The following is a 20,108-nucleotide window of genomic DNA, read 5'->3' on the forward strand; positions in this document are numbered from 1 at the left end:
TCGCAATCCGAGGCCATGATGACGCGCACGCAAGCCAATATTGTCCTGCTTCTGGCTGGCGTGATCTGGGGCATGGGCTTCGTCGCCCAATCGACCGCCATGGCCAGCATCGGCCCGTTCCTGTTCATCGGCGTTCGTTCCGGCATTGCAGCCCTCACCGTGCTGCCCTGGGCACTTGCCGAAGGCCGTCGCTCGTCCGCCCGTCTGAAACCTTCCGACTATCGTTCCTTCATGCTGGTGGGCGCCGTGCTTTTCACCGGCCTGCTGCTGCAACAGATTGGCCTCATCACAACCTCGGTCACCAATGCCGGTTTTCTGACTGGCCTTTATGTCGTTATGGTGCCGGTTCTGGGGGTGTTGCTGTTCCGCACATGGCCGCACCCGGTTGTCTGGCCCTGCGCCGTCATCTGTCTGGCGGGGATTTTCCTGCTGTCGGGCGGTGAACTGACCGCGCTCAAGACCGGTGACTGGCTGGTCATTTGCGGAGCGATTTTCTGGGCCATGCAAGTGCTGCTGATTGGTCGCGCCAACCGCGCCGGACGCCCGATCATGCTGAGCTGCGTTCAGTTTGCCACCGCAGCCATTATCGGTCTGGCTGGCGCATCGCTGCTCGAAGGCTTCAACTGGAACGCCATCGGCCTGACATGGAAGGAAATCCTGTTCACCGGCGTGATGTCGTCCGGCATCGCCTTCACCCTGCAAGCCATCGGCCAGCGTTATACGACCTCGGCGCAGGCTGCGATCTTCCTGTCTTCGGAAGCGCTGTTTGCGGCGTTGTTCGGCGCGATCTTCCTCGGCGACCGGCTGACCTTCATCGGCTTCATCGGCTGCGGCATGCTCTTTGCGGCCATGCTGGCCGTCGAACTTGTCCCGATGTTCTGGAACCGCAAGGCGGAACCGGTCCCGGCAGCGGAACCGGCAGAATAACCATCAAGCCTTGAAAATCAGCGCCGCGCCGCCTGCGATGAAGGCAAAGCCCAGCAGGTGGTGCCAGGTGAAGGCTTCCTTCAGATAGAACACCGAGAACAGGCTGAAGATCACCAGCGTGATGACTTCCTGTATGGTCTTGAGCTGGGCCGCCGAATAAACTTCGTGCCCGATACGGTTGGCTGGAACCGCGAGGCAATATTCGATCAGCGCGATACCCCAGCTGATGAAAATCACCGCGACCAGCGGCGTGTTGGTGAATTTCAGATGGCCGTACCAGGCAAAGGTCATGAAAATATTCGAGCCGACCAGAAGCAGGATCGGCAGGATGCTTGGCGAAATCAGTGCTGACATGGGTGAAACTTTTGGGACCGGGAGGATGGTCTGATGCGCGGTTTGGCCCTGAACCACGGCGGTAAGCGATAGAACATTTCCGACAAAAGTGGGAAGCGATTTTACATGGCGCAGTGCAAAAAACAGCCGTGCCGTCAGTCAAAAGATAGAGAGCATCACAAGCTCGCCCTTTCGTTGCCCTGATTGCGCCACAGCGCTTAACAGAGGCACTGACTCTTCCTTTACGCTTCTCTCATAGGATACAGGAAACACCGCCCCACAAGCAGAAGGCAAGGACATGAGTTTTGCGTTGTCCGCCACAACAGATCACGATCATGCGCGTTCGCGATTGCGCCGTCTTGGTCCGGCGGCGTCCGTGCTCCTGCTGATACTGGCCGCTGGCTGTTCCGGCGACCGCCCGCCGCGCCCGCAAGCCGATGTGGGAAACTCGGATATCATGGTGCCAAGCACCGACGTGGCCGGCGCTCCGATGCCATCCGCTCCCTTGGCCGATGCACCGATGCAAGCCGCGCCGGTAATGAGTTCGCCGATACCCGAGCCTCCCATGACGCATACGCCGCAGCAAGACCGTGTTGTGGGGCTGGCCGAGGAAGAAGAAACCCACACCGCGCAGCCAGCACCGCAAAGCGAGCCGCAATATGCAGGCGATTATGGCTTTGCGACGCCGGTTCAGAACCCGGTTACGGCGGCTGAAAACATCTACACCATGTCGAATTCCGAAGCGGCGTGCCGCACACGCCTTAAAAAACTCGGCGTCGTCTTCAAGGAAAAGCCGCCGATCTATCGCAGCGCATCCTGCAATATCGGCAATCCGATTGAGGTGTCGGGCTTCAACAGCGGCTCCATCGCCTTCAAACCGGCGGCAACGCTGAACTGTCAGGTGACGGAAGCCTTTGCGCGCTGGATCAAGGGCGATCTGCAACCGGCGGCGCGCCTGCGCTATCTGTCCGGCATCAACACGATCTATAATGCGGGCGGCTATTCCTGCCGTACGATGAATCATCGTCGCGGCGCGAAAATGTCGGAACATTCACGCGGCAACGCCATCGACGTGACGCGGATCAAGCTGAACAACGGCAAGGATATTTCGGTGCGCAGACCCGGTTTCTTCGCTTTCCGCGAAAAAGGCCTGCTTAACAGCGTTCGTTCCGACGCCTGCGATTATTTCACCACGGTGCTTGGGCCGGGCTATAATCCTGAACATGCAGATCACTTTCACTTCGACCTGATGCAGCGTCGAAGCGGCTATCGCGCCTGCAAATAAAGCCCGGTCGAAACCGGGCTTTTCTGCGATGTAGATGGAGAGCGGCTATTCTTCCGGGACCGGAGACGGCTTGCCGTCCTTGTCCAGCGCCACCATGACGAATTCGCCATGCGTCACCAGTTCCATGCGCTGCTGGGATGCGCGCTGCGCCCAGGCTTCGACGCGCAAGGTGATCGAAGTGCGGCCCACCTTGGTGATTTCCGTATAGACGCACAAAACGTCGCCGATCTTGACCGGCTTGGCAAAGGACATCTCACGCACGGCTGCGGTGACGACGCGGCCACGGGCGCGTTCTTCCGCACGAATGCCGGAGGCCGAGTCCATCTGTGACATGACCCAGCCGCCAAAAATATCGAATGCCGAATTGGCGTCCTTCGGCATGGCCGGAACGCGCAAGGTCAGTTCGCCTTTGGGCTTATCTGCAACGCTCATCAATCAATCCTTTAAACACAAATGATTCTGCCGGAGTATGGGACAAACCAATCCTGAAAAACATGCGGCATCGCAACCTGCATTTATCGGGCGCGACTTCCTGACAACCTTCTGTCAGGAGCCACCTGCCAGGATCCGGCAACAGGGCGGATTTTGCCGCCGTGCTCTTTTCATTTGCATGTCGAAATTCCATATTAGCGACATGGCTTCCTCCAAAGACAAATACACACAGGATTCGCACGATACGGCTGACGGCTTCAGCGAAATGCCGCAGGCCGAGCTTTCTGGCGCGCCGTTGACCGGCTCCATCGCCGACTGGGCGAAGGAAATCGGCGACGAAGCGGCAAAGCCTGCTGCCAAAGCATCGAAATCCGCCAAGACGCCGAAGAAAATTCCCGAACGCAGCAAGGAAGCGACGCGCAGCGGTCGTGGCACCTCGATGGGCGGCGCAGCTTCCGCCAAGGAGCGCGCAGCCGCAGGGCTCAATCCTGTGGCCGGTCTCGATATCAGTCTTGAAGATGCTGCCGGGCTCAATGCCTCGGGCGCCACCGCAACCGTGCAGGCGCTGTCCGATCTGATCGAATCTGGCAATCCGCTGTTCAAAAACGGCCAGCTCTGGACACCGCACCGCCCTGCCCGCCCGGAAAAATCCGAAGGCGGCATTTCCATCGAGATGGAGACGCCATTCGAACCGTCCGGCGACCAGCCGACGGCGATTCGTGATCTGGTCGAAGGGCTGACCAATGACGACCGCACACAGGTGCTGCTCGGCGTCACCGGCTCCGGCAAAACCTTCACCATGGCCAAGGTCATTCAGGAGACCCAGCGCCCGGCGCTGATCCTCGCGCCCAACAAGACGCTGGCTGCGCAGCTTTACGGCGAGTTCAAGAGCTTCTTCCCGAACAATGCGGTCGAGTATTTCGTATCTTATTACGATTATTACCAGCCGGAAGCCTATGTGCCGCGCTCAGACACCTATATCGAGAAGGAATCCTCGATCAACGAGCAGATCGACCGTATGCGCCACTCGGCCACGCGCGCGCTGCTTGAGCGCGACGACGTGATCATCGTCGCTTCGGTCTCGTGCATCTATGGTATCGGTTCGGTCGAAACCTATACGGCCATGACCTTCGAAATGAAGATCGGCGACCGGCTCGACCAGCGGCAACTGCTCGCCGATCTCGTGGCGCAGCAATATAAGCGGCAGGACATCAATTTCGTGCGCGGCTCGTTCCGCGTGCGTGGCGACACGATCGAACTTTTCCCGGCCCACTTGGAAGACCGGGCCTGGCGCATTTCGCTGTTCGGCGACGAGATTGAAACCATCACCGAATTCGACCCGCTCACCGGCCAGAAGACCGGCGATCTGAAATCGGTCAAGATCTACGCAAATTCGCACTATGTCACGCCGCGACCGACGCTCAATCAGGCCATCAAGTCGATCAAGGACGAGCTGAAGCATCGCCTTGTCGAATTGAACAATGCCGGGCGTCTGCTGGAAGCGCAGCGTCTGGAACAGCGCACGACTTTCGATCTAGAAATGCTGGAAGCCACCGGCTCCTGCGCGGGCATCGAAAACTATTCGCGCTATCTGACGGGTCGCAATCCCGGCGAACCGCCGCCGACCCTGTTTGAATATATCCCGGACAACGCGCTGGTTTTCATCGATGAAAGCCATGTCACCGTCCCGCAGATCGGCGGTATGTATCGCGGCGACTTCCGCCGTAAGGCGACGCTGGCCGAATATGGCTTCCGCCTGCCGTCCTGCATGGATAACCGCCCGCTCCGCTTCGAGGAATGGGACGCGATGCGTCCGCAGACTATTGCCGTTTCGGCAACGCCGGGCAGCTGGGAAATGGAAGAAGCGGGTGGCGTTTTTGCCGAACAGGTCATTCGCCCGACCGGCCTGATCGACCCGCCCGTGGAAATCCGCCCTGCCAAGACGCAGGTGGACGACGTGCTTGGCGAAATCCGCGACACGGCAAAGAAGGGCTACCGCACGCTGGTCACGGTGCTGACCAAGCGCATGGCGGAAGACCTGACCGAGTATCTGCACGAACAGGGCGTACGGGTGCGCTACATGCACTCGGATATCGACACGCTGGAGCGTATCGAGATCATCCGCGATCTGCGTCTTGGCGCATTTGACGTGCTGGTGGGCATCAACCTGCTGCGCGAAGGTCTCGACATTCCCGAATGCGGCTTCGTTGCCATTCTCGACGCCGACAAGGAAGGTTTTTTGCGGTCTGAAACCTCACTGGTTCAGACCATCGGTCGCGCCGCGCGTAATGTCGACGGCAAGGTTATCCTTTACGCCGACAACATTACCGGCTCGATGCAGCGTGCCATGGATGAAACCAGCCGTCGCCGTGAGAAGCAGATTGCCTACAACGAAGAGCACGGCATCACACCGGCCTCGGTGAAGAAAAACATTTCGGATATTCTGAACTCGGTCTACGAACGCGACCATGTCCGCGCCGATATTTCGGGTTTTGCCGAAGAAGGCGGCATGATGGGCAACAATCTGCAAGCCCATCTGGAATATCTGGAAAAGCAGATGCGCGATGCCGCTGCCGATCTGGATTTCGAAAAGGCCGCGCGTCTGCGCGACGAAATCAAGCGCCTGCGCGAGACGGAACTCGCCATTGCCGACGATCCGATGGCGCGGGAGGTGGAACTGGAAAGCCCGGTCACCGGGCGCACAAAGGGCCGCCACAATGCCGGGCGCAAGGTGCATAGAACGGTTGATGACACCAGCGGAAAGTCTCTGTTCCAGAAGCCGTCGCTGGACAATATGGGACCGGGCACGGACATGGCGAAGCCACGCCACGATGGCCCGCTGCCCGCAGCGCCGGACACGAAATTCCGCAAGAACTCGCTGGATGAAATGACGGTGAAGCGGACGGAAGTGCCCGCCGGTGGAGAGGCCCCGGTCCGCCGCGAACGCGCCGGTATCGGCTCTTACGAAGACCCGGTGGACGTCGCCCGCAAGAAGCGGCGGCCCGGCAAGACCGGTCGTCCGGGAAGATAAAAATGCGGCTCCACCCGGAGCCGCATTTATTTTGCCATCAATATTCCTGCGCGGTTGGACGATACAGGATCTCGTTAACGTCAACATTGTCCGGCTGGCTCATCGCGAAAGCCACCATGGACGCGAAAGACTCCGCCGGAATGGCCACATTGTTATAAAGCGCCTTCACGCGCTCGGCCTGCTGCGGGTCTGTAACGCTGTTGGGAAGCTCCGTCGCCACCGCGCCCGGCGATATCACCGTCGTGCGGATGTTGTACGGCTTCACTTCCTGACGCAATCCTTCCGAAATGACCCGCACCGCATGTTTGGTGGCCGAATAGACAGCGCCGCCCGGTCCCACCTTATGCCCCGCCACCGACGAGACATTGATAATGTGACCGCTCTTCTGGTCGCGCATATGCGGCAAGGCGGCGGCGATGCCATAAAGCACGCCCTTGATATTGACGTCGATCATGCGATCCCAGTCATCCACCTTGCCCATTTCGAGCATCGAATGCGGCATCAGCCCGGCATTGTTGATCAGCACATCGACACGACCGTGCAGCTTCACTGCCTGATCGACCAGATGCTGAACCTGAAGGCGGTCGGTCACGTCCGTTCGCAGAACCGCGCCTTCGGCCAGTTTCAGTTCACCGGCCAGCGCCTGTAGCCGATCGAGACGGCGCGCGCCGAGCACAAGCTTGGCCCCGCCTTCGGCCAGCCGCCGTGCAGCCGCTTCACCGAGACCGCTGCTTGCGCCAGTGATGATGACGACCTTGTCCTGAATTCGCTGCATGGTCCTGTCTCCTCTTGAACGGGGCTACCGGTCGACACGCTGTTGCAAATGCGCCGGATAGCGGTCGCCCTGCACGGTGATTGCGGCAAGTGTCGCTTCTATGCGGTTCAGATCCTCGGCACTCAGTTCGACAGTGGTGGCACCGATGTTTTCTTCCAGACGATGCAGCTTCGTCGTACCGGGAATGGGCACGATCCATGGCTTTTGCGCCAGCAACCACGCAATCGCGATCTGGGCGCGGGTGACATCCTTGGCATCTGCAATCTCGCCAAGCATATCGACCAGCGCCTGATTGGCATCACGGGCTTCGGTCGAAAAGCGCGGCACGACATTGCGGAAATCATTGGCCGCAAAGCTCGTCTTGCTATCGATGGTTCCGGTCAGAAAGCCTCTGCCCAGCGGGCTGAACGGGACAAAGCCGATGCCCAGCTCTTCCAGAACCGGCAGGATTTGCTGTTCCGGCTCACGCCACCACAGCGAATATTCGCTTTGCAACGCCGTGACCGGCTGCACGGCATGGGCGCGTCGGATGGTTTGCGGACCAGCTTCCGAAAGGCCGAAATGCTTGACCTTCCCTTCCTGGATCAGATCGCGAACCGTTCCGGCCACATCCTCGATGGGCGTCGCCGGGTCAACGCGATGCTGATAGAAAAGGTCGATCACATCCGTCTTCAGCCGCTTCAGCGATGCTTCAGCAACCGCACGGATGTGTTCGGGACGGCTGTTCACCCCATTCTGGCCGCCCTTGTCGTCGAATTCGAAACCGAACTTGGTGGCGATCACCACCCGGTCGCGAATCGGCGCCAGCGCTTCGCCCAGAACTTCCTCATTCACATAGGGTCCGTAGGCTTCCGCCGTATCGAAGAACGTGATGCCCTTGTCGAATGCAGCTCTCAGCAACCCGACCGCCTGTGCCTTTTCCATGGCCGGACCATAGGCGAAACTAAGGCCCATGCAGCCAAGACCGATGGCTGAAACCTCAAGGCCGCTGCGGCCCAATATTCTCTTCTTCATGGTCAATATCCTTATGCGTGATAATCTTCGTCGCTGACATGTTCCAGCCAGTCCACCACCTTGCCGTCGAGCGCTTCCGCGATGGCAATATGGGTCATGGCCGTGGTGGCCGTCGCGCCGTGCCAATGCCGTTCGCCCGGCTCGAACCAGACGATATCGCCGGGGCGGATTTCCTCGACAGGGCCGCCCTCGCGCTGCGCCCAGCCAAGCCCTGCGGTCACGATCACCATCTGGCCCAGCGGATGCGTGTGCCACGCCGTGCGTGCGCCCGGCTCGAATGACACGGTAGCGCCGCCAACACGCGCCGGTGCCGTCGTGCTGAACGGCATGTCGAGCCGGACCGTACCGGTGAAATAATCGGCGGAACCCTTGGTCGAAGGCTGAGACCCGATGCGCTTGATCTGCATGATGTGTTTCCTTTCTTTCCCCGCCTGAAATCGCGGCAAACTTAAAAACTTCTGCTGCCGATGATTAGACACTATAATCGGCATGAACTCATGAAGTGGATTCATCAATGCGGCGCGACAATATTCACGATCTGCTAGCTTTTCTGGCCATTGCCCGCGAGGGCAGTTTCACCCGCGCGGCGGCAAAACTTGGCGTTTCCCAATCAGCGCTCAGCCACACAATGCGCGGGCTAGAGGAACGGCTCGGCCTGCGTCTTCTCACCCGCACCACGCGCAGCGTCTCCCCGACCGAGGCTGGCGAAAGGCTGTTGCGCACCATCGGGCCCCGTTTCGAAGAGATCGAAACCGAACTCGACGCCCTGAGCGAATTGCGCGACAAGCCTGCCGGAACCATTCGCATCACCACTCCCGAACATGCGGCGCAGTCCATCCTGTGGCCCGCTCTGGAACGACTTCTGCCGGACTATCCCGATATCCACGTCGAAGTGGCCGTCGATTCCGGGCTGCGCGACATCGTAGCCGATCGTTATGACGCCGGTATTCGCCTTGGCGAGCAGATCGCACAGGACATGATCGCCGTGCCCATCGGCCCTGACGTGCGCATGGCCGTGGTCGGCGCGCCGTCCTATTTCAAACGTCATCCGGTGCCCCGCACTCCGCAGGAACTGACCGCGCATCGTTGCATCAATCTGCGCCTGCTCACCTATGGCGGGCTTTATGCCTGGGAATTCGAGAAGAACGGGCGAGAGCTGAAGGTGCGCGTCGAAGGCCAGCTCATTCTCAATTCCCCGACCATGATCGTCGAAGCCGCCAAGGCCGGTTTCGGCCTCGCCAGCTTGCCGGAATACTATATGCGGGACGGTTTTGCCGATGGCACGCTGGTGCGCGTGCTGGAAGACTGGTGCCCGCCCTTTCCGGGCTTTCATCTCTATTACCCCAGCCGGAGACAATCTTCCCCGGCCTTCGCGCTTCTGGTCGATGCCTTGCGATATAGAGAGGCGGAGCCGCGTGAACGCTGATCCGCCTCGCCGTTCACCTAGCAGCGACCGCCACCCGTGACGCGGAAACCGGCGCGTTCCGCTTCGCAGCGATTGGAGAAGCTGCGCCGTTCACTGCCGCGTCGCGCACAAACGGGTGCATATTCCCGCGTGCATGCGCCCATGCCCGGTCGGACGCCGTGCTGCGGCGGACGAGCCGGACCGACGCCGGGGCCATTCCAGCCGGAACCCGGGCGACTGCTGCACTGACCATTCGACACCACGCGGAACCCTTCCGCCCGTGCTGAACACGCATTGCCGAATGTCCGCCGGACACCCCTTCTCTCGCCGCAAACCGGCGAATAGATCATCGGGCAGGCCTGCACATGGCCCGGATTACCGGGCCGGACCGGCGGCGGCCTGTGATCGGGACCACCTTCCGCAACACAACCGCTCAACAACAGAACACCGGCAATCAAGCCGGTCCACGACAAACCCCTCGACATGTTTCCTCCTCTCCAGAAACGTCTATCCGTCTTTTGTCCCCATCTAGAATGGAGCAGATGTTCCGAAGGGCAAGATTTAAATGGGAAGATTGGACGCCACGTATCGACAAGTCGCCAAGTTGCGTTACTCTGCAGTCAAGCTTTCGGCCCGAACAATCCGGGTCACAGCATGGGGCAAAAGCGAACAGAAAGACGACATGCGGCGTTTCGGAACTTTTCTGGCGGCATCGTTTCTGATCGTCCCGCTTTCACTCATTCCCGCCGAGGCAGAACCGGCACCGGCAAGCTTTAGCGAACCCAATCCGCGCATATCGGCGCCACCATTACCGCCGGAAAAGAAAGCGCCCACCGTCAATCGAATCTGCCAGTTGATCGAGACCAGCGCATCCACGCATAGCATACCGAAGGATTTCTTCGCCCGCCTGATCTGGAAGGAAAGCCGGTTCGACCATCAGGCCGTCAGCCCGGTCGGCGCGCAAGGCATTGCACAGTTCATGCCCTATACGGCAAAGGAGCGCGGTCTGGCCGATCCGTTCGACATCGAGCAGGCAATTCCGGCCTCGGCCAGTTTCCTGTTCGACCTCAAAAAAGCCTTCGGCAATTGGGGTCTCGCCGCTGCGGCCTATAATGCCGGGCCGGGGCGTGTTTCCAGCTGGATGCGCTCGGGCGGTTTCCTGCCGCTCGAAACCGAGGACTATGTGCTGGACATCACCGGCGCACCCGCCGACGATTTCGCTTCCGGCAGGGAGGTGCAGAACCGGCCTCTTGATTCGGGGCGTTCCTTTACGGAAGCCTGCCGCCGCCTGCCGATCATCCGCTCGGCGACGATACCCATGTCGCGCGTCAAGCCGAAGCCATGGGGAATACAGGTTGCGGGGAATTTCCGCCGCGGTGCGGCTGTCAATCAATGGAGCCGCCTCAGCAAGCAATTCGCCTCTGTGCTGAGCGGCCATAGCCCGGTCATCAGCCGCATCCGCACCCCGATGGGGCGGCGCGGCATCTATGCGGTGCGGATCGGCGCCAACAGCCGGGCGGAAGCCGATGGTATTTGTAGCAAGTTGCGCGCAGCCGGCGGCGCATGCATTGTTTCGCGCAATCGCTAGGGCATCGATGAAAGTGACCATTTTTGCGCCCGCAAAGATGGGGCACTTTATTAAACGCACCAATTAATCCGGCTATTTAAACACGCGCCTTCTCTATAAGATCTCTTATATATCAAGGATAGGCTGTTCTATTTCGGTATACCGCTTCAGAAATTCTAGAAATAATCGAAAAAATAAACCCGCGTTCCGGTTCAAAGATAACAAAACATCGGGGGCGCAAAGAATTTGCTTGCCAAAATTCGCGTCATAGATCAGTCTCCACTCGTTCGGGCATTTAGCGAACAAATGGAAGACTGGAAGAACGGCGCGCCGGGGCCGCTATAAGTTCCGGGTCTGGGAATACCCAGACAATGATCGGTTCCTTCCCAATGTCGAGAACTGCCTGCATGACCCTCTGTCGGGTGTGTGGTGCGCTCGGCAGAAGACGTAATTCCATCGTTTTTGAAAGAAATGGTGGCGCCAAGGAAAAGGAACGGATCCAATGGCACAGACCGGACTGGTCAAATTCTTCAATAATGAAAAGGGCTTTGGTTTTATCAAGCCCGATGATGGTGGCGCGGATATCTTCGTGCACATCTCTGCTGTACAGGCTTCGGGCCTGACGGGCCTCGCAGACAATCAGAAGGTTTCCTACGAAACCGAACCGGATCGTCGCGGCAAGGGCCCGAAGGCCGTTAACATCACCGTTACCGGTTGATTGTTCTCAATACCAATTATGACCCCGGTTCACGCCGGGGTTTTTTATTGCCCAAATTTCTTCAATGGAGTGTCGGCGGTCCGTAAGAGCGCATCCGGCAATTAACGAGCCAGGCCCCCCTCATAACCCGCCCGCGAATTGTTACAGACGCTGCGCGTATTTTACCGACGATTGAGAGCTCGGCGCCCTATTTCACCATTGTTCAGCCTCCATTCATGTCGAAAGAGTTAACCCATTATCCATGATTGGTGCTCCGTCTTTCGAGCGGTCTGCACCAGAGGAATTGCAGTCGAGCTTCTGAAGGAGCGAACAATGAACCGATTTGCGAAGACAACCATTCTGACCGTTGCATCTTTGGCAGCGATTGCTGCTCCTCTTGCTTCCGCTTCGGCAGATTCCTGGGGCCGCCGTCATCACCATGGCAGCGGCGATGCAGTCGCCGCCGGTGTGATCGGCCTTGCAGCCGGTGCGCTGATCGGCAGCGCGCTGAGCCAGCCGCAGCCGACCTATGTGCAGCCGGAACCGATCTATGATGCGCCGCCTCCGCCACCTGCGTATTACCCAGCGCCACGTGCTTACTATCCGGCACCTCCACCGCGCCGCGTGACTTACTATCGTCCGCGGAATCTGGAGCCATGGACCGAGGGTTGGCAGGACTACTGCATGGAAACTTACCGCTCGTTCAATCCACGCAGCGGCACCTATCGCGGTTATGATGGTCGCGACCATTTCTGCACCGCCAACTAAAGCATACCTCCCGAAAGTGGGAACCGGTTTCGGGAGAAAGACATGCGTATAAACAAAAGCTTAAAGCGTGCCTCGTGAATATGATTGAACGCGATACGCTTTAAGTGCAAAATCGATAAGGAAAAAGCCGCCCAATGGGCGGCTTTTTTGTAACCTTTACGCAATTCCGATCAGAAACGGGTTGTTGCGGCGTTCTTCGCCGAACCGGCCGCCGGGACCATGTCCGCAAATAAAGCCGATATCGTCGCCCAGCGGCAGAAGCTCCTCCCGGATCGACTGGATCAGCGCAGCATGGTCGCCACCCGGCAAGTCGGTGCGTCCCACCGAACCGTTGAACAGCACATCGCCGACAATCGCAAAGCGGGCTTCCGGGCTGTAAAAGACGACGTGGCCTGGCGAATGACCGGGGCAATGAAATACGTCGAAGGCATGTCCGGCGACGGTGACCTTGTCGCCCTCTTCCAGCCAGCGGTCCGGCGTGACGTTGCGCACACCGTCGACAATTCCGTATTTCAGGCCGGTCGCCACCAGATTATCGAGCAGAAACTGATCGTCCACATGCGGGCCGATAATCTCCACGCCGAGCTTTTCCTTCAGATCGGCCGCAGCGCCCGCATGATCGATATGACCATGGGTGATCCAGATGGCCCCGATCTCGATGTCCTGCGACTGGATCGCTTCCTCGATCTTCGGCAGATCACCACCCGGATCAATGACGACACCCTTCTTGGTCTCGCCGTCGAAAAGAATGGTGCAGTTTTGCTGAAACGGGGTAACGGGGACGATAATCGCCTGTAGCTGGCCCATGGTGGATACTCCATCGCATCTGTGGATCGGCGAAGATCGCATCAACCGCCGCCTGTGTTGCTCCACACATAATGGCCCCGGCCCGATACGGAAAGAGCTTAAAATCTCGCACCGCCCCAACAATCGTCGCGATCGCTGCGGATATTTCAACTCGCAATTAGAGCGCGTTTCGATCTGATTGGATCAGATCGGCGCTCTAAATGTTTGCTTTAACGCGCATCTTTTCTGATCGAAGCAGGATCAGAAATCAGTCCAGTGAACTGATTTCCCTACGGAGGCGTTTCACACTTTTCGGGATGCGCTCTAAAAAAACGGACGGCGCATGGCCGTCCGTTCTATCCCTCTCAAACAGTTCGTCTTGCCGGTGGCTCTGAAAACTGTGCCGTCTACCCCGAGCGCTTGCCGGAAATTGGCGCGCGCTCCAAGTTGTTTATTTCAAGTGCATCCTTGCGCGACCCGATGTTTCCACCCGGTCAAATGCATTCCTCAGGCCTTGGCAGCCATTGCGTTTTTGATGAGCCCCACAACTGCAGTCAGAACGATACCGCCGATACCGCCGCCAGCGAGCTGGCCGACAACACCATTGAGAACCGAATCCAGACCACCGCCGGAGAGCATCGGAAGAAGCTGGCCGAGAATGACCCCGCCAATACCGCCAGCCACGGTGTTACCCGTTGTCCCAAGGCTGATGTTCTTGGCAGCGCCAGCAATATTGCCACCGACAGCGCCGGCAACCAGCTGGAGAATGATAGGCAATAGAGATTCCATAGTCGTCACCCCATCTCTGTTAGAGCGCTTTCCGACAAGAATGAACCGTTCGGAATATTTGCGCGCCTGATCAAAAATCAGAGCGTCGATTTGAGGTCATCAGATCTGAGGCCGCTCCAATACCGGAACAACGCGATTCCGGCACAAAGATGTTGAGCCGAAACTTTCCAATGTCAAACAGTAAGCAGTAAAGATACTAAAAAGCGGCCCGAAAGCCGCTCTTTTTCTGTTTAAAACCCAGTCACTCGGCCGCCTGGCGCTTTGGCTGCACTTCCGCTGTATAAGCATCCATCAAAACAGCAGTGATTTCACCAGGGGTGAACCGGTATTGGGCGATTTCCGAAACCGGCGTAACTTCGGCTGCCGTGCCGCACAGGAAGCATTCAGTGAAATCGGCCATTTCTTCGGGCATGATCGCGCGCTCGATGACTTCGATACCACGACGCTTTGCCAGATCGATAATGGTGCGGCGGGTGATGCCGTCGAGGAAGCAATCCGGCTTTGGCGTATGCAGCGCACCGTCCTTGACGAAGAACACATTGGCGCCAGTCGCTTCCGCCACTTGGCCCCGCCAGTCGAACATCAGCGCATCGGCATAGCCCTTGGCTTCGGCTGCGTGTTTGGAGATCGTGCAGATCATGTAGAGGCCGGATGCCTTGGACTTCGACGGCGCGGTGCGCGGATCCGGGCGGCAATATTCAGCGATGTCGAGGCGAATGCCCTTCATCTTTTCTTCCGGCGAGAAATAGCTTGGCCATTCCCAGCAGGCGATTGCCACGTGAATGCGGTTGTTCTGGGCCGAAACGCCGAGCGAATCCGAACCGCGCCATGCAAACGGGCGCACATAGGCATCGACATAGCCCATCTTCTTGATCAGCGCCCGGCAGGCATCGTTGATTTCTTCAACGCTGTAAGGCAGCGCAAAACCGAGAAGCCGTGCCGATTCATGCAGACGCTCGGTATGTTCGTTCAGCTTGAAGATTTCGCCGCCATAGGCGCGCTCACCCTCAAAAACCGTGCTTGCATAATGCAGGCCATGGGTGAGGACATGAATTTTCGCATCTTTCCAGTCGACGAATTCACCGTCCAGCCAGATATATCCGTCCCTTTGATCGAATGGAATCGCAGCCATTTTCTTGCTCCTAAATATTACACTTGCGGCGCTGTCTCAGGGCAGATTCTGCTCGGGCAAACGTCTCCGCATTCCCATTTTGTCGGTTAAATCGATATTACCGGCAAAACAGGCGCCTTTTTCCACGCGAATACTGGCCTTTTGGTGCGAAATGCTTAGAGGTTGAGCAAAGATTTTGCACAAAACCTTATCGGAGCACGCATGGACAAAAAATAATCCTCCCGACCAGCGGGATCATGCGGTTGCAGATTTCCTTTTCACGGCCTTGACGGCAGTGATCGGAACCCGGTCGCGTAATTATCTCTCCTCCAGCATACGCCAGCGTAAACATTGTTCCAAAAAGCCAGCTCACGCTTACCGAAAATTATCTGGGCGGTTGAATTATGTCAATAATGCTGACATATTTATCGCAGCAGTACGGAGCCTCAATGTGAATTCGACGAACGACATGAATTATATAAGCAATCCGTTGACAGCCGAGGAGGCGGCCGATCTCAACGTCATCGAACTTTTGTTCTTTTCCTATCGCGACTTCACCGCCGATCCCGATCTCATTCTCGAAAAGATCAGCTTTGGCCGCGCCCATCACCGGGTGCTTTACTTCATCAATCGCAAGCCGGGCATGACGGTGGCCGAACTTCTGGAAGTTCTGCGCATCACCAAGCAGAGCCTGTCGCGTGTTCTCAAGCAGCTGATCGATACCGGCCATGTGGTTCAGGCAACCGGTCTCCACGACCGTCGCCACCGCAAGCTCTACCCCACGAAAAGCGGACGCCAGCTGACGCTTGCCCTCGCCTTGCCGCAGTCGCATCGCATTGCCCGCGCCCTTGAGGGATGCGCTCCGCAAGATCGCGCCATCATCGAGCGCTTTCTGTATAATATGGTCAATCCGGAACGCCGCGCTCAGATCGACAGCTTTTCCGGTGAAGAACGGCAGTGAAATAAGTGTTACGCGGCGGAATACTAAGTGCTTGTGTAAAAACATATACACAAGCACTGCGAATAGACGCGCCACATTCCAGTCGATAATATGCGCCTCCGACGGCCCTGTGTCGTCAGCGAACAGAAACTGAATGGGATCGAAAGACGCCATGACCGTAGAAGAACAAAAATCACTCTCGGATGACGCCCCGCATCTGCTCGTTGTCGATGACGACACGCGAATTCGCAGCCTGCTTTCGCAATATCTGACCAATAGCGGCTTTCGCGTCACCATTGCCGCAAGCGCTGCCGAAGCGCGCCGCAAGCTGGAAGGTATCGATTTCGACCTTCTGATTCTCGACGTGATGATGCCCGGCGAGACCGGCGTTTCTCTGACCCGCTCGCTGCGCGAACAAAAGAACGTGCCGATCCTGATGCTGACTGCGCTGTCGGAAACCGACAACCGCATTGATGGCCTTTCCGCGGGCGCAGACGATTATCTGCCAAAACCGTTCGATCCGCGCGAACTGACGCTGCGCATCAACAATATTCTGCGCCGCGGCGCACCGCCTGCCCAGCCCAAGATCGAACAGATCGTGTTCGGGCCTTACACATTCTTCATTCCGCGCCGCGAATTGAAGAAAGGCACCGAAACCATCAAGCTCACGGATCGTGAGCAGGACATCATGGCGATCTTCGCGGAACGCGCGGGGGAAACCATTCCACGTCATGAACTGACCGGACAGGACGGCGATGTCGGCGAACGTACAATCGATGTTCAGATCAATCGTCTGCGCCGCAAGATCGAGCAGGACCCGGCCAATCCGGTCTGGCTTCAGACCGTGCGCGGCATCGGCTACAAGCTCAGCATCGAATAGTTGTGATTTGACGCAACTGGCAGCTGTTTGGGACGTTCTGAGACGATGACGCTCTGGAAAAATCTCTCGCGCTGGCTGGCGCGCCGGATGCCGAAAGGTCTCTATGCGCGGTCGCTCATCATCATCATCGCCCCGATGGTTCTGCTGCAATCCGTGATCGCCTATGTGTTCATGGAACGTCACTGGCAGATGGTGACGGAACGGCTTTCGACTGCCGTGGTGCGCGATATTTCGGCCATCATCGACATTCTGGAAACCTATCCGCAGGAACCGGGCTACGACAATCTGATCCGCCTCGCGCAGCAGCGTCTTGCGCTCAACATTTCCATCCTGCCGCCCGATCCCCTGCCCGCACCGGGGCCGAAGCCGTTCTTCGCCATTCTGGATTACTTCCTCAGTGAAGAGATCACCCGTCAGATCAACCGGCCGTTCTGGGTCGATACGGTCGGCGATTCCGACCTGATCGAAATCCGCATCAAGCTCGATGACAAGGTGCTGCGTGTTTTCGCCCGGCGTAGTCAGGCTTATGCGTCGAATACCGGCATCTTCCTGACCTGGATGGTGGGCACTGCACTTGTGCTTCTCATCATCGCCATTGCCTTCCTTCGCAACCAGATCAAGCCGATCCAACAACTGGCAGACGCTGCCGAAAGTTTCGGCAAGGGCCGCTCCATGCCGGAAGGTTTCAAGCCGCACGGCGCGGAAGAAGTGCGCAAGGCTGGTATCGCCTTCATTCAGATGCGTTCCCGCATCGAGCGCCAGATCGAACAGCGCACAGCGATGCTGTCGGGCGTCAGCCACGATCTGCGCACCATTCTCACCCGCTTCAAACTGCAATTGGCGTTGACGGGGCACTCGATCGACGTCGAGCCGCTCAATCAGGATATCGCCGACATGCAGACCATGCTGGAGGGCTATCTGGCCTTTGCGCGCGGCGAAGGCGCGGAAGAAACCGCAAGCTACGATGTGAAGCGCCTGTGCGAGAAGCTTGAAAACGAAGCACGCCTGCGTGAGCGCGGGTTCAAATATTCCATCGACGGCGACAGTGAAATCCACGTTCGCCCTAATGCTTTCTCACGGCTCGTCAGCAATCTGGTGTCCAACGCCTTTCGCCATGCGCAAAATGTCGAGCTTTCGATTTCGCATGAGGATGGTTGGCTGAAGGTCGTGGTGGACGATGACGGACCGGGCATTCCGGAAGACCGGCGCGAAGATGTGTTCAAGCCCTTCGTGCGGCTTGATGAAGCGCGAACGCAGGATTCGGGCGGCACAGGCGGCCTTGGCCTTGCCATCGCGCTCGACATTGCGCGTAGCCATGGCGGCGACATTACGCTGGCCGACGCCCCCACCGGCGGCCTGCGCGCCATCATCCACATTCCGGCGTGACGAGAGACACCGCCCCTCACCCTGAGCTTGTCGAAGGGTCCCTCATCCTAAGGAGCCGTTAAAAACGGCGTCTCGAAGGGCGAAGGAAAACGCACCAAAACCCCTCGTCCTTCGAGACGGTTCCTTCGCAAGCTCAGGAACCTCCTCAAGACGAGGGGGGACGTGATTATTCGGAAAAGCGTAGTTTGCTAAAACAGCTTGCCGCCGTTCGGCACTTTCTTGTCGATGGCTGCGAGGACGACTTCACCGGCTTCATCGGGCAGGCCCAGCGTCAAAACTTCCGACATGAAGGGTCCGATCTGACGCGGTGGAAAATTCACCACGGCTAGCACCTGACGACCGATCAGCTCTTCCGCCTGATAATGTTTGGTAATCTGTGCGGAAGACTTCTTCACGCCGATCTTATCGCCGAAATCGATCTTCAGCTTATAGGCGGGCTTGCGCGCTTCCGGAAAGGGCACCGCCTCCACAATCGTACCCGTCCGGATATCGACCTTTTCGAAATCAGCCCAGGTGATGGTCGCGTCTTCGCTCATATCCGTCCGCTTTCGTCTGCCGTGCATAGCCCCGCGCTTTTCCCGCCGGGCTATCGTTTGATTCTGATCAGGCGCGTCCGACTGTTTCGAACACAACGCTTTCCAGCGACTCCCGCGCGCTGACACCCGACCAGACCACGAACTGGAAGGCCTGGAAATAGGTCTCGCAAGCTTCAAGCGCTGCGGCCAGCAGCACTTCCACCTGACGGCTGGTCGGTTCTGCACCACCGGCCAGCAACAGCGACTGGCGGTACATGATGGCACCTTCCTGTTGCCAAAGGTCGAAATGCCCCATGAGGAGCTTTTCGTTGATCAGCGAAAGCAGGCGCATCACCTCGTTCACACGCGGTTCCGCCACCTTGATGTCGAAGGCGCAAGCCAGATGCAGCGCCTCGAAATCTTCCATCCAGGAAAATGAGATGTGATAGTCAGTCCAGTTGCCCGCAACCGAAATTGCGATTTCATCGTCGCCAGTCCGCTCGAATGTCCAGTCGTTTGAATGCGCAACCTGCTCGATCACATCCACCGGATGCGCCTCGCGTGCGAATTCAAGCTCAAGAAGGCTCATGTCCGTTTCCTGTTCTGTGAGACACCCTCAAGCCGGATATCTCAAATTCCCGGCGCGCAAGAATTGCTCGCCCGCACCCGCCGCCGCGCAACAACAAGCGCAGAAAAACAGGCACGAATTGATCGGTCGAGGAACCGGCATGCCAAACAGCATGCAAGCGCCTCAATGGCACACGCACATACGCAACTGATACTGGAAAGCAGCCTGAAAGACGCGAAAACTAGAACTACAGCCCCTCGCCGCCGCCTACATGACCACACTTCGAATCATGTAGTGTTTTCAGTCTATTGAAGCTGAATCTGAACGCCAGTCCCTTTTCAGAAAAGAGACATGAAAGCATGTGGAAACATGAAAGGGACTGGCCGCGAGCATTGCCTTAAGCGACTCTAAGACAAGGGTTTTTACCGCCCGCGGCCTGTTAATAAATAATCAGGAATTATTTTTGGATTTTGCCGTCGAAGATGCCGATTTTGCCGATTTGGCATCAGAATCAACTTCAAATTTGGCAAGTCGTGCTTCAAGTGCTTCGATTCTTGCCAGCAATGCACTGTTTTCGGCACGTGCCTTGATGGCCATTTCACGCACCGCCTCGAAGTCTTCGCGCTGCACGACGTCGAGCGTGTTGAGTACACGTTCCCCTTGCGAGCGCAAGGCCGTTTCCACTTCACGGCGCACGCCTTGCGCAGCGCCTGCCGCATCCGTCACAAGCTTGGCGAGTTCGTCGAGAACCCGGTTTTGTCCGCTGGTCATGGCAATCGTTCCTTACTTTGCAGGAGAGACCTGTTGAAAACATAAAATTGAAATAGGGCCGTCTCAGTTCCGATGCAAGCGCAGCTATAGAAAGTGATCGTGTTGTAAGGCGTTTGCGGGACAGCTTG

The 20,108-nt window shown here is 57.9% G+C and carries 22 protein-coding genes; 10 read left to right on the top strand and 12 right to left on the bottom strand.

Going from position 1 to position 20,108, the window contains the following annotated elements:
- Positions 1 to 18: 18 nt before the first annotated feature.
- Positions 19 to 927 carry a DMT family transporter gene (locus FIC94_RS05520; protein ID WP_140024357.1) on the top strand — a complete coding sequence of 303 codons (909 nt, stop codon included), beginning with the start codon at positions 19 to 21 and terminating at the stop codon, positions 925 to 927.
- A gap of 3 nt (positions 928 to 930) precedes the next feature.
- Here the strand turns inward: FIC94_RS05520 and FIC94_RS05525 are convergent, their stop codons facing one another.
- On the bottom strand, positions 931 to 1,281 hold the full coding sequence (locus FIC94_RS05525) for a DMT family protein (RefSeq protein ID WP_109370271.1): 351 nt from the start codon (positions 1,279 to 1,281) through the stop codon (positions 931 to 933).
- Positions 1,282 to 1,558: 277 nt separating this feature from the next.
- Between FIC94_RS05525 and FIC94_RS05530 the strand changes: the two genes are divergently transcribed.
- Positions 1,559 to 2,545 carry an extensin-like domain-containing protein gene (locus FIC94_RS05530; protein ID WP_121536480.1) on the top strand — a complete coding sequence of 329 codons (987 nt, stop codon included), beginning with the start codon at positions 1,559 to 1,561 and terminating at the stop codon, positions 2,543 to 2,545.
- 45 nt (positions 2,546 to 2,590) lie between these two features.
- On the opposite strand, the gene FIC94_RS05535 is transcribed toward FIC94_RS05530, so the two are convergent.
- Positions 2,591 to 2,977, bottom strand: a complete 387-nt coding sequence (locus tag FIC94_RS05535; RefSeq protein WP_109369476.1) for an acyl-CoA thioesterase — start codon at positions 2,975 to 2,977, stop codon at positions 2,591 to 2,593.
- A gap of 202 nt (positions 2,978 to 3,179) precedes the next feature.
- Here FIC94_RS05535 and uvrB point away from each other — a divergent pair, with 202 nt between their 5' ends.
- The gene (gene uvrB, locus FIC94_RS05540) at positions 3,180 to 6,008 is read left to right on the top strand and encodes an excinuclease ABC subunit UvrB (protein WP_140024211.1); all 2,829 of its coding nucleotides are present in this window, start codon (positions 3,180 to 3,182) and stop codon (positions 6,006 to 6,008) included.
- Between the two features lie 37 nt (positions 6,009 to 6,045).
- Here the strand turns inward: uvrB and FIC94_RS05545 are convergent, their stop codons facing one another.
- The 3 genes from FIC94_RS05545 to FIC94_RS05555 are packed head-to-tail and all read right to left on the bottom strand — an operon-like array spanning position 6,046 to position 8,204.
- Entirely contained in the window at positions 6,046 to 6,783 is a 738-nt protein-coding gene (locus FIC94_RS05545) for an SDR family oxidoreductase (RefSeq protein ID WP_140024212.1), read from the bottom strand.
- Between the two features lie 24 nt (positions 6,784 to 6,807).
- Entirely contained in the window at positions 6,808 to 7,797 is a 990-nt protein-coding gene (locus tag FIC94_RS05550; RefSeq protein WP_140024213.1) for an aldo/keto reductase, read from the bottom strand.
- Between the two features lie 11 nt (positions 7,798 to 7,808).
- Positions 7,809 to 8,204 (bottom strand): (R)-mandelonitrile lyase, encoded by a 396-nt coding sequence (locus FIC94_RS05555; protein WP_140024214.1) that lies wholly within the window; start codon positions 8,202 to 8,204, stop codon positions 7,809 to 7,811.
- Positions 8,205 to 8,311: 107 nt separating this feature from the next.
- Between FIC94_RS05555 and FIC94_RS05560 the strand changes: the two genes are divergently transcribed.
- The gene (locus tag FIC94_RS05560; RefSeq protein ID WP_140024215.1) at positions 8,312 to 9,223 is read left to right on the top strand and encodes a LysR family transcriptional regulator; all 912 of its coding nucleotides are present in this window, start codon (positions 8,312 to 8,314) and stop codon (positions 9,221 to 9,223) included.
- 17 nt (positions 9,224 to 9,240) lie between these two features.
- On the opposite strand, the gene FIC94_RS05565 is transcribed toward FIC94_RS05560, so the two are convergent.
- Entirely contained in the window at positions 9,241 to 9,687 is a 447-nt protein-coding gene (locus FIC94_RS05565; RefSeq protein ID WP_140024216.1) for a Kazal-type serine protease inhibitor family protein, read from the bottom strand.
- Between the two features lie 197 nt (positions 9,688 to 9,884).
- Here FIC94_RS05565 and FIC94_RS05570 point away from each other — a divergent pair, with 197 nt between their 5' ends.
- From FIC94_RS05570 to FIC94_RS05580, 3 genes are all read left to right on the top strand, one after another.
- Positions 9,885 to 10,790 carry a lytic transglycosylase domain-containing protein gene (locus FIC94_RS05570; RefSeq protein WP_235891957.1) on the top strand — a complete coding sequence of 302 codons (906 nt, stop codon included), beginning with the start codon at positions 9,885 to 9,887 and terminating at the stop codon, positions 10,788 to 10,790.
- Positions 10,791 to 11,271: 481 nt separating this feature from the next.
- Positions 11,272 to 11,487, top strand: a complete 216-nt coding sequence (locus FIC94_RS05575) for a cold-shock protein (RefSeq protein ID WP_109369482.1) — start codon at positions 11,272 to 11,274, stop codon at positions 11,485 to 11,487.
- Between the two features lie 312 nt (positions 11,488 to 11,799).
- Positions 11,800 to 12,234: a BA14K family protein gene (locus tag FIC94_RS05580; RefSeq protein ID WP_109369483.1), complete on the top strand. Its 435-nt coding sequence runs from the start codon at positions 11,800 to 11,802 to the stop codon at positions 12,232 to 12,234.
- Positions 12,235 to 12,390: 156 nt separating this feature from the next.
- On the opposite strand, the gene FIC94_RS05585 is transcribed toward FIC94_RS05580, so the two are convergent.
- The 3 genes from FIC94_RS05585 to FIC94_RS05595 all read right to left on the bottom strand — a co-directional run bounded on the left by FIC94_RS05585 (position 12,391) and on the right by FIC94_RS05595 (position 14,941).
- Positions 12,391 to 13,041: an MBL fold metallo-hydrolase gene (locus tag FIC94_RS05585; protein WP_140024217.1), complete on the bottom strand. Its 651-nt coding sequence runs from the start codon at positions 13,039 to 13,041 to the stop codon at positions 12,391 to 12,393.
- A gap of 486 nt (positions 13,042 to 13,527) precedes the next feature.
- Positions 13,528 to 13,809, bottom strand: coding sequence for a hypothetical protein (locus FIC94_RS05590; RefSeq protein WP_109369485.1), 282 nt, complete (start codon positions 13,807 to 13,809; stop codon positions 13,528 to 13,530).
- Between the two features lie 241 nt (positions 13,810 to 14,050).
- The gene (locus FIC94_RS05595; protein WP_140024218.1) at positions 14,051 to 14,941 is read right to left on the bottom strand and encodes a branched-chain amino acid aminotransferase; all 891 of its coding nucleotides are present in this window, start codon (positions 14,939 to 14,941) and stop codon (positions 14,051 to 14,053) included.
- 430 nt (positions 14,942 to 15,371) lie between these two features.
- Between FIC94_RS05595 and FIC94_RS05600 the strand changes: the two genes are divergently transcribed.
- The 3 genes from FIC94_RS05600 to FIC94_RS05610 all read left to right on the top strand — a co-directional run bounded on the left by FIC94_RS05600 (position 15,372) and on the right by FIC94_RS05610 (position 18,126).
- Positions 15,372 to 15,881 (top strand): MarR family winged helix-turn-helix transcriptional regulator, encoded by a 510-nt coding sequence (locus FIC94_RS05600; RefSeq protein WP_109370273.1) that lies wholly within the window; start codon positions 15,372 to 15,374, stop codon positions 15,879 to 15,881.
- 151 nt (positions 15,882 to 16,032) lie between these two features.
- Complete coding sequence (locus FIC94_RS05605; RefSeq protein WP_109369487.1) at positions 16,033 to 16,740, top strand: response regulator; 708 nt, start codon at positions 16,033 to 16,035, stop codon at positions 16,738 to 16,740.
- Between the two features lie 45 nt (positions 16,741 to 16,785).
- Positions 16,786 to 18,126 carry an ATP-binding protein gene (locus FIC94_RS05610; protein ID WP_109369488.1) on the top strand — a complete coding sequence of 447 codons (1,341 nt, stop codon included), beginning with the start codon at positions 16,786 to 16,788 and terminating at the stop codon, positions 18,124 to 18,126.
- Between the two features lie 188 nt (positions 18,127 to 18,314).
- On the opposite strand, the gene FIC94_RS05615 is transcribed toward FIC94_RS05610, so the two are convergent.
- From FIC94_RS05615 to FIC94_RS05625, 3 genes are all read right to left on the bottom strand, one after another.
- A complete protein-coding gene (locus FIC94_RS05615; RefSeq protein WP_121536496.1) occupies positions 18,315 to 18,662 on the bottom strand; it encodes a tRNA-binding protein in 348 nt (115 codons plus the stop codon).
- A 67-nt stretch (positions 18,663 to 18,729) separates the two neighbouring features.
- Entirely contained in the window at positions 18,730 to 19,230 is a 501-nt protein-coding gene (locus FIC94_RS05620) for a type III secretion system chaperone family protein (protein ID WP_078338736.1), read from the bottom strand.
- A gap of 429 nt (positions 19,231 to 19,659) precedes the next feature.
- Positions 19,660 to 19,980 carry an accessory factor UbiK family protein gene (locus FIC94_RS05625; protein ID WP_109369489.1) on the bottom strand — a complete coding sequence of 107 codons (321 nt, stop codon included), beginning with the start codon at positions 19,978 to 19,980 and terminating at the stop codon, positions 19,660 to 19,662.
- Between the last annotated feature and the right edge of the window lie 128 nt (positions 19,981 to 20,108).

This window comes from Ochrobactrum teleogrylli, from assembly GCF_006376685.1.
Classification (GTDB): Bacteria; Pseudomonadota; Alphaproteobacteria; order Rhizobiales; family Rhizobiaceae; genus Brucella; species Brucella teleogrylli.

Coding starts and splice junctions, on each gene's coding strand:
- FIC94_RS05535 (WP_109369476.1), bottom strand. CDS start 2,977: ATGAGCGTTGCAGATAAGCCCAAAGGCGAACTGACCTTGCGCGTTCCG.
- uvrB (WP_140024211.1), top strand. CDS start 3,180: ATGGCTTCCTCCAAAGACAAATACACACAGGATTCGCACGATACGGCT.
- FIC94_RS05570 (WP_235891957.1), top strand. CDS start 9,885: ATGCGGCGTTTCGGAACTTTTCTGGCGGCATCGTTTCTGATCGTCCCG.
- FIC94_RS05545 (WP_140024212.1), bottom strand. CDS start 6,783: ATGCAGCGAATTCAGGACAAGGTCGTCATCATCACTGGCGCAAGCAGC.
- FIC94_RS05595 (WP_140024218.1), bottom strand. CDS start 14,941: ATGGCTGCGATTCCATTCGATCAAAGGGACGGATATATCTGGCTGGAC.
- FIC94_RS05530 (WP_121536480.1), top strand. CDS start 1,559: ATGAGTTTTGCGTTGTCCGCCACAACAGATCACGATCATGCGCGTTCG.
- FIC94_RS05580 (WP_109369483.1), top strand. CDS start 11,800: ATGAACCGATTTGCGAAGACAACCATTCTGACCGTTGCATCTTTGGCA.
- FIC94_RS05585 (WP_140024217.1), bottom strand. CDS start 13,041: ATGGGCCAGCTACAGGCGATTATCGTCCCCGTTACCCCGTTTCAGCAA.
- FIC94_RS05565 (WP_140024216.1), bottom strand. CDS start 9,687: ATGTCGAGGGGTTTGTCGTGGACCGGCTTGATTGCCGGTGTTCTGTTG.
- FIC94_RS05610 (WP_109369488.1), top strand. CDS start 16,786: ATGACGCTCTGGAAAAATCTCTCGCGCTGGCTGGCGCGCCGGATGCCG.
- FIC94_RS05560 (WP_140024215.1), top strand. CDS start 8,312: ATGCGGCGCGACAATATTCACGATCTGCTAGCTTTTCTGGCCATTGCC.
- FIC94_RS05575 (WP_109369482.1), top strand. CDS start 11,272: ATGGCACAGACCGGACTGGTCAAATTCTTCAATAATGAAAAGGGCTTT.
- FIC94_RS05620 (WP_078338736.1), bottom strand. CDS start 19,230: ATGAGCCTTCTTGAGCTTGAATTCGCACGCGAGGCGCATCCGGTGGAT.
- FIC94_RS05605 (WP_109369487.1), top strand. CDS start 16,033: ATGACCGTAGAAGAACAAAAATCACTCTCGGATGACGCCCCGCATCTG.
- FIC94_RS05590 (WP_109369485.1), bottom strand. CDS start 13,809: ATGGAATCTCTATTGCCTATCATTCTCCAGCTGGTTGCCGGCGCTGTC.
- FIC94_RS05525 (WP_109370271.1), bottom strand. CDS start 1,281: ATGTCAGCACTGATTTCGCCAAGCATCCTGCCGATCCTGCTTCTGGTC.
- FIC94_RS05520 (WP_140024357.1), top strand. CDS start 19: ATGACGCGCACGCAAGCCAATATTGTCCTGCTTCTGGCTGGCGTGATC.
- FIC94_RS05615 (WP_121536496.1), bottom strand. CDS start 18,662: ATGAGCGAAGACGCGACCATCACCTGGGCTGATTTCGAAAAGGTCGAT.
- FIC94_RS05625 (WP_109369489.1), bottom strand. CDS start 19,980: ATGACCAGCGGACAAAACCGGGTTCTCGACGAACTCGCCAAGCTTGTG.
- FIC94_RS05555 (WP_140024214.1), bottom strand. CDS start 8,204: ATGCAGATCAAGCGCATCGGGTCTCAGCCTTCGACCAAGGGTTCCGCC.
- FIC94_RS05550 (WP_140024213.1), bottom strand. CDS start 7,797: ATGAAGAAGAGAATATTGGGCCGCAGCGGCCTTGAGGTTTCAGCCATC.